Source organism: Actinomadura verrucosospora, from assembly GCF_039540335.1.
Taxonomy (GTDB): Bacteria; Actinomycetota; Actinomycetes; order Streptosporangiales; family Streptosporangiaceae; genus Spirillospora; species Spirillospora verrucosospora.
In genome coordinates, this window is record NZ_BAABEV010000059.1 from 1 (window position 1) to 13,974 (window position 13,974).

A 13,974-nucleotide genomic window follows, 5' to 3' on the forward strand; every position below is an offset into this window, starting at 1 on the left:
CGGGCGGGGCGGCCCCCCGCGGCGCCCCCCTCGGCAGGAGCGGCGGCGCCAGGCGCCGCCGCGTCCCGGGCCGAAGGCGACGCCGCGCCGCGGCAGGCGGCCCGCCGACCGGCTGAGCATCGGCGCGATCGTCCTGTCCACCGCGGTCGGGCTGTCCCTGCTGGGCATCGCCGAGCGGGCCCTGCTCGACGGCGGCCCCGTCGGCGGGTCCTCCGGCCCGGTCGGCTCGGAGCGCGCGATCAAGCCGTCCAGGCCCGGCGCCGGCACGCCCGCGCGGCCCCAGCAGCCGCAGCGGCGGCCGGTGGCCGGCGGCGGCACGGCCACCGCTCCGGCGGGGCCCGACCTCGGGGTCCTCGCCACGCAGGTCCGCCGGCTGACGCTGGCGCAGCGGGGCGCCGCGGCGCGGCAGGCCTACGGGGCGGCGCTGACACGGCAGCCGTTCGTGGGCGCCACCCGCCAGAGCGCCGACCGCACCTGGGTCTTCGGCACCAGTGCGATCCCGGTTCCCGAGGCCAGCGCGGCCGGTCCCGAGCTCGCCTTCTACGCCGCCCACTGGACGGGCCGCCAGTGGCAGGTCGGGCTGTCCGGCGCGACGGCGTTCGCCTCGCTCCTCGGAGCCGCCCCCGCGGACCTCATGTCGCCGGCGGAGTCGAGGCTCCTGCGCAGGTACGGCGCGCTGAGCGCCGCGCAGGCCGCCACGCTCGTCAACGGGACGCGGGCGGGCGACCGGCTGATGCTGCCGTGGAAGACCGGCCAGGCGTGGTCGATGACGACCTCCGACGACGCCGTGGCGGCGCGCCCGCTGGCGTCGCTGGCGTTCTCCGGCGGCGACGGCCGTGTCCTCGCCGCCGGCGGCGGGCGCCTCTACCGGTTCTGCTCCAGCCAGGCCGGCGCGGTGGTCATGGTGATCCACCCGAGCGGCCTCGCGTCCACCTACTACGGGATGCGGGGCGTGACCGAGCTGCGCGACGGCAGCGTCGTCGAGCAGGGCGACGCGCTCGGCCGCACCGGCTCCGGGCGGCCCTGCGGCGGGGCGGCCGCGCCCCGCGCCGAGGTCGCGTTCGGGCTGCGCCGCGGCGGCGGTGCGGTCCCGCTCGACGGCGCCGAGATCGGCGGCTGGACGTTCCGCGAGCGCGCCAAGCCGCTCCTCGGCTTCGCCGAACGCGGCGTCCTCCAGGTGCTTCCCGGGGGCCTGCTGGCCAACCTCGGCCCGGTCCCCGCCGCGGACGACTCTCCGTCGTCAACGCCGTCCCCCGGCAAGAAGCCGGAGAAGGACGGCGCCGGACCGGCCGGCGCCCCGGCGCCGGCCGCCACCTAGAACAGGAGTCCGAGCGGTGCGAATTCGCAACAGTGATGATCCCGCGGTGCCCACCTGGGCGCTGCGCGTGGTGCTCGCCGGCGCGGTGCTGGTGCTGGTCGGCGCGGCGACCCCGCAGGGTGCCGTCGCGGTCGCGAACGTGCAGTACTTCCTCAGCTTCTACGCCGGCGTCTTCGCGCTGGTCGCGCTGACCACCGCGGTGATGAGCGGGCTGCTGGCCACCGAGCGCCTCATCCTGAAGATCCGGCACCGGGTGCTCGCCCAGGCGGTGCACCGCGCCTCCGCCGTCGTCGCGACGGCGATGCTGGTCGCGCACGTCACGGTGAAGGTGATGAGCGGCCTCGCGCTGCCGGTGCAGGTCGTGGTGCCGGACGCCGGCGCGATCGGCCTCGGCACCCTCGCCTCCGACCTGATGCTCCTCATCGTGGTCACGGGGCTGCTGCGGGCGCGGTTCGCGTTCCGCGGCAAGGCCTGGGTGTGGCGGTCGATGCACGCCGTCGCCTACGTGTCCTGGCCGCTCGCGATCGTGCACGGCCTGATCACCGGACGGGCCGCGGCGCCGTGGGTCGTGCTGAGCTACGTGATGAGCGTGGTGTTCGTCGTCCTCGCCCTGGTCACCCGCATGGTCGTGGTGATCAGGCCGCGGGACGTCCACCGGGCCGGCGAGGACGTCGAGGCGTTCTCGCTGCCGGACGGCGCGGGCCGCCGCCGCGACCGGCGCGCCATGGCGGCGCGCGAGCACGAGGAGGGGCGCGCCGCCGCGAGGGCCCGCGCCCGGGCGGCGGAGGACCCGTTCGACGATCCGCGCGACCTCGGCGACCCGCGCGACTTCGCGGACTCCCGGCAGACCGTCGCGGACCCGCGCGGCATGCCCGTCACCGGACCGGACCGCGACACCGAGGTCCTCCGATGACCTCGACCGTCACCGTCTCCAATATCGGCGGGCCGCGGCTGACGCTCGGGTTCGACCGGTTCGACCGGCTGGACCTCGACCGGCACCTCGCGGTGCACGGCAGGCTCCGCGCGCCGGCGCTGGACGACCTGGTGCGCATGGCCGAGCAGGTCGACCTGAGGGGACGCGGCGGGGCGGGGTTCCCGTTCGCCCGCAAGCTGATGGCGGTCGCGGCGCGGGTCGACCACCCGACCGCCGACCGGACCGCGCTGCTGCCCGGCGAGAGGGGCGACGAGCGCGGGTCCAGCGAGGACGTCGTCGTGGTGGTCAACGGCGCCGAGGGCGAGCCCGGCAGCGCCAAGGACAAGGTGCTGCTCGGCAGGGCGCCGCACCTGGTGCTCGACGGCGCGCAGATCGCGGCGAGCGCGCTCGGGACCCAGCGGATCGTGCTGGCCGTCGAGAGCGACGAGGCCGCCCGGTCGGTCCGCGCCGCGATCAGCGAGCGGCGGATGCCGGCCCGGGTGGTGCGGCTTACCGAGCGGTTCATCTCCGGGGAGAGCGGCGCGGTGATCCGCGCGATCAACGGGGAGACGCCGATCCCGCCGGGCGTCAAGGTCCGCGCGTCCGACTCGGGGGTGGACGGCTTCCCGACCCTGCTGTCCAACACCGAGACGTTCGCGCAGCTCGCGGTGCTCGTCTCCCTCGGCCCCGACCTGTACGCCTCGGCCGGAACGGAGGACGAGCCGGGCACCACGCTGCTGACGATCGGCGGGACGCAGGTCGTGGAGGCGCCGCTCGGCACGCCGCTGCGGGCCGTCCTCGACCACTGCGGGGTGCCGGCGTCGCCGGGCGTGCTCGTCGGCGGCTACCACGGGATGTGGCTCGACCCGGCCGCGGTGTCGCGGGCGGTCCTGTCGCGCGCGGGGATGCGCCGCGTCGGCGGGACGGTGGGCGCGGGGATCATCCTGCCGCTCACCCAGGGCACCTGCCCCCTCGGAGAGGTGACCCGGATCGCCTCCTACCTCGCGGCGCAGTCCGCCGGGCAGTGCGGGCCGTGCCGGCTCGGGCTGCCCGACGTCGTCCGGTCCCTGATGGCGCTCACCGAGGGGGCCGGGACGGTGGACGGCGTGCGCCGCGCCGCCGGCGTCGGCCGGGGCCGCGGCGCCTGCACCCACCCCGACGGGACGGCCAGGTTCGTCCTGTCGGCGATGGAGGCCTTCACCGCCGACATCGACGCGCACCGGTGGGGAGGCGGGTGCGGCCAGTCGACCTACGGGGTGCTGCCGCTGCCGGTGCCGGACGGCACGGAGGGGCGGGTCGCGATCGACTGGAGCCGGTGCGACGGGCACGGCCTGTGCGCCTACCTCGTGCCCGAGCTGATCCAGCTCGACCGGTACGGCTTTCCCGTCGTGCTCGGCACCGACATTCCGTCGTGGATGGAGAAGGACGTTCAGAAGGCGGTCGCGATGTGCCCCGCATTGGCGCTTCGCGTCGTCGGCGGAGTCCCCGGGGCACCCTCGCGGCGTTGAATTCCGGGCGCAGAAAGAAATGACAACAGGTGGACATCGTTGAACCCCCGGGGCGTTCCGCTGCGTATCTCCGGACGAACCCGCGCCGGGTCCGTCGAGAGATCCTTGGAAGGAGGGACGAGAGCCCTTGAGGAAATCCTACGGAATCGCCGGAAAGCGCACGCTCCCGCGCCTCGGCAAGGGGCGCCTGCTGCTGGTGCTGGCGGCCGCGGCCGCCGTCGTGGCGGCCTTCGCGGTCGTCATGAGCCCGGTCGGCACGCCCGCGAGCGGCGCGGCGAACCTCGGTGGCACCGTCAACACCCGCTGGGGCCGGCTCAGCACTCTGGACAGGCAGCTCCTGGTGAAGGTCCGGCAGGCCGGCCTCTGGGAGATGCCCGCGGGGCAGCAGGCCGCGCAGCGCGCCTCCAGCCCCCGGGTGAAGGAGGTCGGCGAGATCATCATGCGCCAGCACATGCAGCTGGACGCCGACACCCGCGCCGAGGCGCAGAAACTGGGCGTGCTGCTTCCCAACGAGCCCAACGGCAGCCAGAAGAGCTGGCTGAGGGAGATGTCGGGAAAATACGGCGCCGACTATGACAAGACGTTCGTGCTGCGGTTGCGTGCCGCCCACGGGCAGGTCTTCACGGTCATCGCCAAGGTGCGCGCCGCGACCGAGAACACCGAGATCCGCGCGTTCGCCGAACGGTGCCTGAAATTCGTCAACACGCACATGTCGCTGCTGGAGAGCACGGGCCTGGTTCCCAGGCGCGCTCTGCACTGACGGAGACCCCGCAAAGGGAGCAGTTTTTCGATGGGACGAAAGAAGAAAGCCTTCGCCGCGTTGATCCCGGCGCTGACCCTGGTCGCGACGGTCTACCAGGGGATCCCCGCCGCGGCGGCGGACCCGACCGCCCAGCCGACCGACCCCGCCGCGCAGCCGACCGACCCCCAGGGCGGCCAGCAGAACGGTGGCCAGATGGGCGACGGCGGCCAGATGGGCGACGGCGGTCAGATGGGTGACGGCGGTCAGATGGGTGACGGCGGCCCGATCGACGGCGGCCAGACGACTCCGCCTGCCGACCCGCAGGGCGGCCAGCAGCCCGGCGGCGGCCAGAACGGCGGGCAGAACGGCGGCCAAAATGGCGGCCAGAACGGTGGCCAGAACGGTGGCCAGAACGGCGGGCAGGCTCCGGCGAATCCGAGCCTGCGCGCGGACCAGTTCGTCGACATCCGCAAGGCGCCGCGCGTGCGGCAGCCCCGCCGCGGCCGCCAGGCCTCGACCGGCGTGTTCGCGTCCAGCTGCGGCGTGAACAAGGGCCAGGCCCACAGCAACCCCGACAACGTGCTCGCCGCCCCGGGCGTCGTGAACGGCGCGCACCACATCCACGACTACGTCGGCAATCTCGACACGAACGCGTTCTCCACCGACGAGACGTTCGCCGCCGCCGGGACGACGTGCACCAACGGCGACAAGTCGGCCTACTTCTGGCCGGTGATCCGGCTCCGCGGCGGTCAGGACACCTCGGACCGGGCGCAGCAGAGCCAGGCGGACGGCAACGTCGGCAGCATCGTCACCCCGTCGAGCGTCAAGATCCAGTACCTCGGCAACCCGCGCGCCAAGGTGACCGCGATGCCGCGGTTCATCCGCGTCGTCGCCGGTGACGCCAAGGCCGTGACGAACGGCCTGAAGAACGCGCACGCGAGCTGGACGTGCAGCGGGTTCGAGAACCGGGCGTTCACCGACAAGTACCCGCTGTGCCCGCGCGGCAGCAAGGTGGAGCGCGTGCTGAACTTCCCGAGCTGCTGGGACGGCCAGAACACCGACAGCGCCAACCACCGCGACCACATCCGGTTCGCGGACCCGCGGACGGGGCAGTGCCCGCAGGGCACGAAGGCCGTGCCGCAGCTGCGCATGACCCTGGCCTACAACCTGCCGGCCAAGCCGCTGGCGTTCGCGCTGGACAGCTTCCCCGAGTCGGGCCACGACCCGGTCACCGACCACGGCGACCTCATCAACGTGATGGACGACCAGCTGATGGCGAAGGCGGTCAAGGCGATCAACGGCTCCAGGGCGGGGACGCGGATCAAGCCCCGCCGCTGAGCGGAACCGGTCCGCGGGGGCCCGGGCGCGCGTCCGCGCGTCCGGGCCCGCCGCGTCCTACGATCGCGGCATGAACATCGTGATCGCGGGCGGGCACGGGCAGATCGCACTGCGGCTGTCCCGGCTGCTGGCCGCACGGGGGGACACCGTGCTGAGCATCATCCGCAATCCCGGCCACGCCGGGGACGTCCGGGACACCGGCGCGGGACCGGTCGTGTGCGACCTGGAGTCGGCGACCCTCGACGAGGTGGCCGACCACCTGACCGGCGCGGACGCCGTCGTGTTCGCCGCCGGGGCGGGCCCGGGCAGCGGCGTGGCGCGCAAGGACACCGTCGACCGCGGCGCCGCGGTGCTGGCGGCGGACGCGGCCGAGCGCGCGGGCGTCCGCGGCTTCGTGCAGATCTCCGCGATGGGCGCCGGGGAGCCGCCCGCGCCCGGGCGCGACGAGGTCTGGGAGGCCTACATCAGGGCCAAGGGCGCGGCCGAGGACGACCTGCGGCGCCGCGACGCCCTGGACTGGCTGATCCTGCGGCCGGGCCGCCTCACCGACGACCCGCCCACCGGGCTGGTGGCGCTGGCCGAGCCGCCGATCGGGCACGGCGCGGTCACCCGCGACGACGTGGCGGCGGTCATCGCGGCGCTGCTGGACGCCGGCGACGTCCGCCGCCTCACGCTGGACCTGCTCAACGGCTCCACCCCGATCGGGGACGCCGTCGCGGCCCTGCGCCCCGCGTCCGGCGGCGCGCCGGGCGCCTGACCGCGGGGGCCGCCCCGGCTCAGCCGGTGTAGAGGGCGTCGATCTCGTCGGCGAAGTCCTTCATCACCACGTTGCGCTTCACCTTCAGGCTCGGCGTCATGTGCCCGGCCTCCTCGGTGAAGTCGACGCCGAGGACGACGTGCTTCTTGATCGCCTCAGCGTGGCTGACCGACTTGTTGGCGTCGGCGACCGCGGCCTTGATCTCGGCGACGAGGTCGGGGTCGCGGCGCAGCTCGTCCACCGTCATCGCCTCGGGCTTGCCGTGCCGGGCCTTCCACGGGCCGAGCGCCTCCTCGTCCAGGGTGACGAGCGCGCTGATGAACTTGCGGCCGTCGCCGACGACGAGGCACTGGCTGATCAGCGGGTGCGCGCGGAGCCGGTCCTCCAGCGGCGCGGGCGCCACGTTCTTGCCCGCGGCGGTGACGAGGATCTCCTTCTTGCGGCCGGTGATCCGCAGGAAGCCCTCCTCGTCGAGGGAGCCGAGGTCGCCGGTGTGGAACCAGCCGTCCTCCAGGGCCTCCTTGGTGGCGGCCTCGTTGTTCCAGTAGCCGCGCATGACGTTGACGCCGCGCACGAGGACCTCGCCGTCCTCGGCGATGCGCACGTCGACGCCGGGGATCGGCGGGCCCACCGTGCCGATCCTGAGGGCGGAGGGCCGGTTGACGGCGGCGGGCGCGGTCGTCTCGGTGAGGCCGTAGCCCTCCAGGATCGTGATCCCGACGCCGCGGAAGAAGTGCCCGAGCCGCTCGCCGAGCGCGGCGCCGCCGGACACCGCGTACTGCACCCGTCCGCCGACCGCGGCGCGCAGCTTGCGGTACACGAGCACGTCGAAGACCTTGTGCCGGGCCTTCAGCCCGAGCCCGGGGCCGCCGTCGTCCAGCGCCCGGCTGTAGGCGACCGCGGTGTCGGCCGCCCTCTTGAAGATCTTGCCCTTGCCGTCGGCCGCGGCCTTCTGCTCGGCGCCGTTGTAGACCTTCTCGAACACGCGGGGGACGGCCAGCAGGAACGTCGGCCGGAAGGAGGCCAGGTCCGGCAGCAGGTTCGGGACGTCGCTGTGCCCGAGCACGATGCCGCCCTCGATGGTGGCGACCTCGATCAGCCGGGCGAACACGTGGGCCAGCGGCAGGAACAGCAGCGTGGAGCTGCCCTCGACGGCGACCTCGGCGATCGCCCCCTGCACGGCGTTGCGGGCGGTCGACACCAGGTTCCCGTGGGTGATCTCGCAGCCCTTGGGGCGCCCGGTGGTGCCGGAGGTGTAGACGAGCGTGGCGACGTCCGCGGCGGAGCGGGAGCGGCGGCGCTCCTCGACGACGTCGTCGCCGACGTCCGCGCCGAGCCGGGCGACCTCCGCGACGCCGCCCGCGTCGATGCCCCACACGTGCGCCAGCCCGGGGAGCCGGTCCCGGAGCCCCGCGACGGTCGCCACGTGCTCGTCGGTCTCGGCGAACACGGCCCTGGCCCCGGAGTCGCCGACGATCCACTCGATCTGCTCGGCGGAGGACGTCTCGTAGATCGGGACGGAGATCGCGCCCGCCGCCCAGATCGCGTAGTCCAGGAGCGTCCACTCGTAGCGGGTCCGCGACAGCAGGCACACGCGGTCGCCGGGCTCGACGCCGGCGGCGGCCAGGCCCTTGGCGATCCCCGCCGTCTCGGCGGCGAACTCCGCCGCGGTGACGGCGCTCCACGCGTCGCCGCTCTTGCGCCGCAGCACGATCCGGCCCGGCTCCTCGACGGCCCGGGTGAAGGGCGCGTCGGTCAGAGTGGCGGAGTCGGGGACCTCCACCATCGCGGGGACGCTGAACTCGCGCACGGCCCACTCCTGTCGTCGGTCTTCGAGGACGGCGGGGAGCCCCGGGCGCGCCGGGCCGTCCGGCCGGCGGCGCGTGAACTCCTCCGTTGCCGCATGATACCCACGAGTAGCAACACCGCCGCGAACGGCGGCTGTTAACGGCACGGCAAAGACCGCCCGGCGGCCCCCGGAGCGCGCCGCCGGGTCGCCTACCCTTGACCCGGTCGCACACCGCCAACGGGTTCCGGGGGTCGCCATGTCGCTGCTCGAAGTGATCGCGCTGACCGTTGACGACGCGAGCGCGGCGCAGGAGGGCGGCGCCGACCGCGTCGAGGTCGTCGCCGACATGGCCGCGGACGGGCTCACCCCCGACCCCGATCTCGTCGCGGCGATCCGGGCGGCCACGTCCGTGCCGATGCGGGTGATGCTGCGCGCCAACGCGGGGTTCCGCACCACCGGGGCCGAGCTGGACCGGCTGCGGCGCGCCGCGGCGGGCCTCGCCGACGCGGGCGCCGACGGGTTCGTGCTCGGCTTCCTCGACTCCTCGGGGCACGTCGACGCGGGCGCCACCGGCAAGCTCGCCGCCGACACCGACCCGCTGCCCTGGACCTTCCACCGGGCGCTGGACCACGCCGCCGACCCCGCCCAGGCGTGGGGCGTCGTCCGCGCGTTCGGCGGCCGCCTCGACACGGTGCTGACGGCGGGCTCGTCCCGCGGCGTGGACGCCGGGGTCGACGTCCTCGTGCGGCGCGCGGTCGGGGACCCCGCCGCGGCCAAGATGATCATGGCCGGGGGCGGGCTGCGCCGCAAGCACGTCGCCGTTCTCGCCGCGGCTGGCGTCACCGCCTTCCACGTGGGGACGGCCGTGCGTCCCGACGGCGACTGGGACGCGCCGGTCGACCCCGTGCTCGTCCGCGAGTGGCGCACGCTCGTGGCGGCCGCCGCCGGCTGACGGCCCTCCGCCGACCGAGCCTTTGCGAACGGCCCACGTCGCGCCGGACGTCATGACCCTCCCGTTCACTCCGGCGGTCGGCGCTATTACATTCGGTTCATGAGGATCCATGTGGTGAGCGACGTCCACGGCCGCGCGGACGCGCTGGCGGGCGCGGCGGACGGCGCGGACGCGCTCATCTGCCTGGGCGATCTGATCCTGTTCATCGACTACCACGACCACGGGCAGGGGATCTTCGCCGACCTGTTCGGCCAGGACAACGCCGACCGCTTCATCGGGCTGCGCACCGAGAAGCGCTTCGACGAGGCCCGCGAGTTCTCCCGGGGCCTGTGGGCCTCGCTGGACGGGGACGCCCGGCCGCACATCGAGCGGGCCGTGAACCGCCAGTACGCCGAGCTGTTCGCGGCCATGCCCGCCCCGGCGTACCTGACCTACGGCAACGTCGACGTCCCCCGGCTGTGGGACGCGCACCTGCGCGACGGCCACCACGTCCTGGACGGCCAGACCACCGAGATCGGCGGATTGCGGTTCGGGTTCGTCGGCGGCGGCCTGCGCACCGAGTACCGCACCCCCTACGAGCTGGACGAGGAGGCCTACGCGGCCAAGGTCGAGGCGGTCGGCGAGGTGGACGTGCTGTGCTGCCACATCCCGCCCGCCGTCCCCGAGCTGCTGTACGACACCGTGGCGCGCAGGTTCGAGCGCGGGAGCGAGGCCGTCCTCGAAGCCGTCCACCGCACGCAGCCGAGGTACGTGCTGTTCGGGCACGTCCATCAGCCGCTCGCGAGCCGGATCCGCATCGGCCGCACCGAATGCGTGAACGTCGGGCACTTCCGCGCGCGCGGTGTGCCCTACGTCCTGACGGTGTGAACCATACTTCTCTAGGGACAGCGGGCCCGCAGGGGTTCGGGGCGAGCCGGAGGGAGACGCAGATGGCGGACCGCACGAGTTCCTCCATCACGGTCAAGGCCGGGAAGGCCGAGATCATGGCGGTGATCGCCGATCTGGAGGCGTACCCGCGGTGGGCGAGCGGCATCCGCGAGTTCACCGTGCAGGAGACGGGCGAGGACGGCCGGGCCGCCCGCGCCCGGCTCACGTTCGACGGCGGCCCGTTCAGCGACACCGTCGGGCTCGCCTACACCTGGGAGGGCGACGACCGGGTGACGTGGGAGCTGGTGGAGCCGGGCACGGTCGTCACGGGGCTGCACGGCTCCTACGTCCTCGCGGAGGAGGGCGGCGCCACCGAGGTCACCTACGAGCTGGCCGTGGACGTCCGCATCCCCATGATCGGCATGGTGAAGCGCAAGGGCGAGAAGCGGATCATCGACTCCGCCCTCAAGGGCCTCAGGCGCCACGTGGAGGGCTGATCCCGCCGCAGGCGGTGGCCTGAACACGGCGCGGAGGCGATACCGTTCACGCCGACGACGGATGGAAGATGGAGACATGAGCGACCAGCCGGGCGACGTCCTGGACGAGGCGGCCAAGCTCGTCGACGCGTTGATCAGGCGGATGGGCGGCGGCCGGGACGAGCGCGCGGGCCGGGACGAGCCGGCCGGGGACGTGTGGGACCGTGCCATCGCCGACGAGCCGGCGGGCGGGCCGGGCGGGCGCGCCCGCGGGCCGCACATCGCCACCGGCGCCCCCGAGTGCCGCGACTGCCCGGTCTGCCGGGCCATCGCGATCAAGCGGGAGTCCGGCGGCGACGTGGGACGGCACCTGCGCGAGGCCGGGCGGTCCCTGGTCGCCGCCGCGCTGGACGTGGCGGCGGCGTTCGACCGGACCCGCGCGCCCGACCGGGCGCAGGGGTCCCCCCGGACGCGCGGGTCCGACCGGACCGGGCCGCCGGAGGCGTCGGAGGGCGCGCGGGCGGGTACGTCCGATCGGTCGGAACGTCCCGATCCGGGCGACCCGTGGTCGGCCGCCACCGGCGGCCCCATCGACATCGGGTAGAGCGGGAGTGGCTCCAGCCAGGGGCGACGCGAGGAGGAGGAAGGGTTACATGGCCCTGACCATCGGCGTGGATGTGGGCGGCACGAAGGTGGCCGCGGGGGTCGTCGACGACCGGGGGACGATTCTGGAGAAGGTCCGCCGGCCGACTCCCTCGACCAACCCCAAGGAGACCGCCGAGACCATCGCCGAGGTCGTCGACCTGCTGAAGGGCAAGTACGAGGAGGTCGCGGCGGTCGGGCTCGGCACCGCGGGCTTCGTCGACGAGACCCGCTCCACCGTGCTGTTCGCGCCGAACCTCGCCTGGCGCGACGAGCCGATCAAGGAGAAGGTGGAGAGCCTCGTCGGGCTGCCGGTGGTCGTGGAGAACGACGGCAACGCCACCGCGTGGGGCGAGGCCCGGTTCGGCGCCGGGCGCGGCGAGAACTTCCTCGTCCTGGTGGCCCTCGGCACCGGCATCGGCGGCGGCATCATCATCAACGGCGAGCTGTACCGGGGCCGGTTCGGCATCGGCGCGGAGATGGGGCACTTCCGGGTCGTCCCGGACGGGCGCCGCTGCGGCTGCGGCAACCGCGGCTGCTGGGAGCAGTACGCCAGCGGCAACGCCCTCGTGCACGAGGCGCGCGACCTGGCCCGGGTGGCGCCCGCGATGGCGGGGCGGCTGCTGGAGCTCGGCGGCGGGCGGCCCGAGGGCATCAGCGGCCCGGAGGTGTCGCAGGCGGCCCGGGAGGGCGACAAGGCGGCGCTGGAGTGCTTCCGGACGATCGCGCACTGGGCGGGCCAGGGTCTGGCCGATCTCAGCGCGATCCTCGACCCGGGCGCCTTCATCATCGGCGGCGGCCTGTCGGACGCCGGCGACCTGCTGCTCGACCCGATCCGCTCCGCGTTCGAGGACGCCCTGACCGGTCGCGGCCACCGCCCGCTTCCCGACATCCGGATCGCGGAGCTGGGCTCCGCGGCGGGCATCGTCGGGGCCGCCGACCTGGCGCGCGTCCGCCCGTTCCAGGACGTGATCGTCTAGGCGTGGCCGCCGTCCGGCTGCTCTCCTACAACGTCCGGTCGCTGCGCGACGACCCGGCCGCCGTGGCCCGCGTCGTCCGCGCGAACGCCCCGGACGTGGTGTGCCTGCAGGAGGTCCCGCGCTTCTGGGGGTGGCGGCTGCGGCGCCGCCGCCTGGCGCGGGACTGCGGCCTGCGGATCGCGGCGGGGCGGCGGGCCTGCGGGCTCGCCGTCCTCGCCGCGCCGCACGTGCGCCGCGTGGCCCGCGAGTTCCACCTGCTCTCGCCGGACCCGGGCCTGCACCGCCGCGCCCTCGCGATCGCCGTCCTGGAGGTCGGCGGCGCCCGCCTGATCGCCGCGAGCACCCATCTGGACCTGGCGGAGGGCCCGCGCCTGCGGCACGTCCACGAGATCCTCGCCCACCTCGACCGCGCCCGTGAGCGCCACGGCGCCCCGGTCGTGCTCGCGGGCGACGTCAACGAGGAGCCGGGCGGCCCGTCCTGGTCGCTGCTGGCCGACCGGTTCCAGGACGCGTACGCGGCCGCTCCGGCGGGCGGGGAGCTCACCTTCACCGCGCGCGACCCGAAGCGCCGCATCGACGGCGTCTTCGCCGACCCCGCCGTGCGGATCACCGCGTGCGGGGTGCCGCCCGACGACGCCGGCGACCATGCCCTGGCCACCGACCACCGGCCCGTGCTGGCCGAGCTGGGGCCGCCCTAGACGACGGCCCCGTCGTCGGGGTCGCGGGGCTCGTCGCCCATGCGCAGGACGAGGGTGACGAAGCCCCCGATGAACGCGGCGACGGCGAGGAAGGCCGCCCAGCCGGGGACCTCCCAGTCGAGGATGACGGTGACCAGCAGGTAGACGGGGCCGCCGATCAGCGCGATCCAGGCGCCCTTGGTGAGCGGGTCGGCGCTCGGCAGCGGCGGGGGAGGGGGCGGGACGTAGTGCCCCTCGTCGTCATCGTCGTCGCCGGCCGGGAACGCCGCCTCCTCGGCCGGCTTGATCACGCGGGCGCGGGGCAGCCGCCCGGTGCGGTCCTCGCCCTCGCCCGGGGGGTCGGCGGGCTCGCGGATGTTCTCCTCGTCGGGCCACGGGACCTCGTCGCCCTCGGGGACGGTGTCGTACCCGGCGACGATCTCGGCCCAGATGGCGTCCTCGTCGCGCTCGGCGGCGGCGCCCGCCTGGCCGGCGCCCGGGTCGGCGAGGCCGGTCCCGGCGCGCTCCGCGGCGTCGAGGCGCTCGGCGTCCGCGCGTTCGGGGCCCGGCAGGTCGGCGTCGGCGAGCTCGGAGCCGTCGCGGTCGCCGTCGGAGCCGCGGGCCGAGGCCTCGCGGAGCCGGGCGAGGTGCACGCGCAGGATGCCCTCGGCGGCCGGCTTCATGTCGACGTCCACGTACAGCCGGTCGAGGACGTCGCCGGCGACCGGCTCCGCCGCCGCCTCGGCGATCTCCGGCAGGCCGGACGGGGACGCCGCGTAGGCCGCGACGCCCGCCTCGCCGAGCGCCGACAGCATCGCGTCCGCGAGATGCGGCGCGAGGTCGACCAGTGGGGCGTAGGTCTCCGCTGACAGTCCATTGCCACGGCGATTCACGGGGCCGGCTCCTTCGACGACTCCGGCGTGACCGACAGCACCGGCATGGCGGCCTCCGCTCCCCCCATTGACATGTGGTGCCCGGTCGCCCCCGCGTGGAGGCACTCCCGGACACCCCGAAA

The 13,974-nt window shown here is 74.9% G+C and carries 14 protein-coding genes; 12 read left to right on the forward strand and 2 right to left on the reverse strand.

Annotation, left to right across the window (positions count from 1 at the left end):
• The 6 genes from ABD944_RS38100 to ABD944_RS38125 all read left to right on the forward strand — a co-directional run.
• The coding region (locus ABD944_RS38100) for a hypothetical protein (RefSeq protein ID WP_345185828.1) at positions 1 to 1,318 on the forward strand (1,318 nt) is incomplete at its 5' end.
• A gap of 16 nt (positions 1,319 to 1,334) precedes the next feature.
• Positions 1,335 to 2,231: a ferric reductase-like transmembrane domain-containing protein gene (locus tag ABD944_RS38105; RefSeq protein ID WP_345185831.1), complete on the forward strand. Its 897-nt coding sequence runs from the start codon at positions 1,335 to 1,337 to the stop codon at positions 2,229 to 2,231.
• Positions 2,228 to 3,739 carry an NADH-quinone oxidoreductase subunit NuoF family protein gene (locus ABD944_RS38110; protein WP_345185834.1) on the forward strand — a complete coding sequence of 504 codons (1,512 nt, stop codon included), beginning with the start codon at positions 2,228 to 2,230 and terminating at the stop codon, positions 3,737 to 3,739. The genes ABD944_RS38105 and ABD944_RS38110 overlap by 4 nt, the downstream gene beginning before the upstream one ends.
• A 127-nt stretch (positions 3,740 to 3,866) precedes the next feature.
• A complete protein-coding gene (locus tag ABD944_RS38115; RefSeq protein ID WP_345185837.1) occupies positions 3,867 to 4,499 on the forward strand; it encodes a DUF4142 domain-containing protein in 633 nt (210 codons plus the stop codon).
• A gap of 30 nt (positions 4,500 to 4,529) precedes the next feature.
• Positions 4,530 to 5,819 (forward strand): DUF1996 domain-containing protein, encoded by a 1,290-nt coding sequence (locus ABD944_RS38120; protein WP_345185841.1) that lies wholly within the window; start codon positions 4,530 to 4,532, stop codon positions 5,817 to 5,819.
• A 70-nt stretch (positions 5,820 to 5,889) separates the two neighbouring features.
• Positions 5,890 to 6,576: an NAD(P)H-binding protein gene (locus tag ABD944_RS38125; protein WP_345185844.1), complete on the forward strand. Its 687-nt coding sequence runs from the start codon at positions 5,890 to 5,892 to the stop codon at positions 6,574 to 6,576.
• 19 nt (positions 6,577 to 6,595) lie between these two features.
• Here the strand turns inward: ABD944_RS38125 and ABD944_RS38130 are convergent, their stop codons facing one another.
• On the reverse strand, positions 6,596 to 8,386 hold the full coding sequence (locus tag ABD944_RS38130) for an AMP-dependent synthetase/ligase (protein ID WP_345185848.1): 1,791 nt from the start codon (positions 8,384 to 8,386) through the stop codon (positions 6,596 to 6,598).
• Between the two features lie 235 nt (positions 8,387 to 8,621).
• On the opposite strand from ABD944_RS38130, the gene ABD944_RS38135 reads away from it, so the two are divergent.
• From ABD944_RS38135 to ABD944_RS38160, 6 genes are all read left to right on the forward strand, one after another.
• On the forward strand, positions 8,622 to 9,317 hold the full coding sequence (locus tag ABD944_RS38135) for a copper homeostasis protein CutC (protein ID WP_345185861.1): 696 nt from the start codon (positions 8,622 to 8,624) through the stop codon (positions 9,315 to 9,317).
• A 99-nt stretch (positions 9,318 to 9,416) separates the two neighbouring features.
• The gene (locus ABD944_RS38140) at positions 9,417 to 10,184 is read left to right on the forward strand and encodes a metallophosphoesterase family protein (RefSeq protein WP_345185865.1); all 768 of its coding nucleotides are present in this window, start codon (positions 9,417 to 9,419) and stop codon (positions 10,182 to 10,184) included.
• A gap of 62 nt (positions 10,185 to 10,246) precedes the next feature.
• A complete protein-coding gene (locus tag ABD944_RS38145; RefSeq protein WP_345185869.1) occupies positions 10,247 to 10,681 on the forward strand; it encodes an SRPBCC family protein in 435 nt (144 codons plus the stop codon).
• Between the two features lie 76 nt (positions 10,682 to 10,757).
• Complete coding sequence (locus ABD944_RS38150) at positions 10,758 to 11,264, forward strand: hypothetical protein (RefSeq protein ID WP_345185872.1); 507 nt, start codon at positions 10,758 to 10,760, stop codon at positions 11,262 to 11,264.
• 49 nt (positions 11,265 to 11,313) lie between these two features.
• A complete protein-coding gene (locus ABD944_RS38155) occupies positions 11,314 to 12,282 on the forward strand; it encodes an ROK family glucokinase (protein WP_179842911.1) in 969 nt (322 codons plus the stop codon).
• Between the two features lie 2 nt (positions 12,283 to 12,284).
• On the forward strand, positions 12,285 to 12,980 hold the full coding sequence (locus ABD944_RS38160) for an endonuclease/exonuclease/phosphatase family protein (protein WP_345185875.1): 696 nt from the start codon (positions 12,285 to 12,287) through the stop codon (positions 12,978 to 12,980).
• Here the strand turns inward: ABD944_RS38160 and ABD944_RS38165 are convergent.
• Entirely contained in the window at positions 12,977 to 13,852 is an 876-nt protein-coding gene (locus tag ABD944_RS38165; RefSeq protein WP_345185876.1) for a hypothetical protein, read from the reverse strand. The two genes, ABD944_RS38160 and ABD944_RS38165, sit on opposite strands and share 4 nt — an antisense overlap.
• Positions 13,853 to 13,974: the final 122 nt, after the last annotated feature.

What these genes read in the sequence shown, in the direction of transcription:
- ABD944_RS38110 (WP_345185834.1), top strand. Translation starts at nt 2,228, where the DNA reads ATGACCTCGACCGTCACCGTCTCCAATATCGGCGGGCCGCGGCTGACG.
- ABD944_RS38120 (WP_345185841.1), top strand. Translation starts at nt 4,530, where the DNA reads ATGGGACGAAAGAAGAAAGCCTTCGCCGCGTTGATCCCGGCGCTGACC.
- ABD944_RS38125 (WP_345185844.1), top strand. Translation starts at nt 5,890, where the DNA reads ATGAACATCGTGATCGCGGGCGGGCACGGGCAGATCGCACTGCGGCTG.
- ABD944_RS38135 (WP_345185861.1), top strand. Translation starts at nt 8,622, where the DNA reads ATGTCGCTGCTCGAAGTGATCGCGCTGACCGTTGACGACGCGAGCGCG.
- ABD944_RS38140 (WP_345185865.1), top strand. Translation starts at nt 9,417, where the DNA reads ATGAGGATCCATGTGGTGAGCGACGTCCACGGCCGCGCGGACGCGCTG.
- ABD944_RS38145 (WP_345185869.1), top strand. Translation starts at nt 10,247, where the DNA reads ATGGCGGACCGCACGAGTTCCTCCATCACGGTCAAGGCCGGGAAGGCC.
- ABD944_RS38150 (WP_345185872.1), top strand. Translation starts at nt 10,758, where the DNA reads ATGAGCGACCAGCCGGGCGACGTCCTGGACGAGGCGGCCAAGCTCGTC.
- ABD944_RS38155 (WP_179842911.1), top strand. Translation starts at nt 11,314, where the DNA reads ATGGCCCTGACCATCGGCGTGGATGTGGGCGGCACGAAGGTGGCCGCG.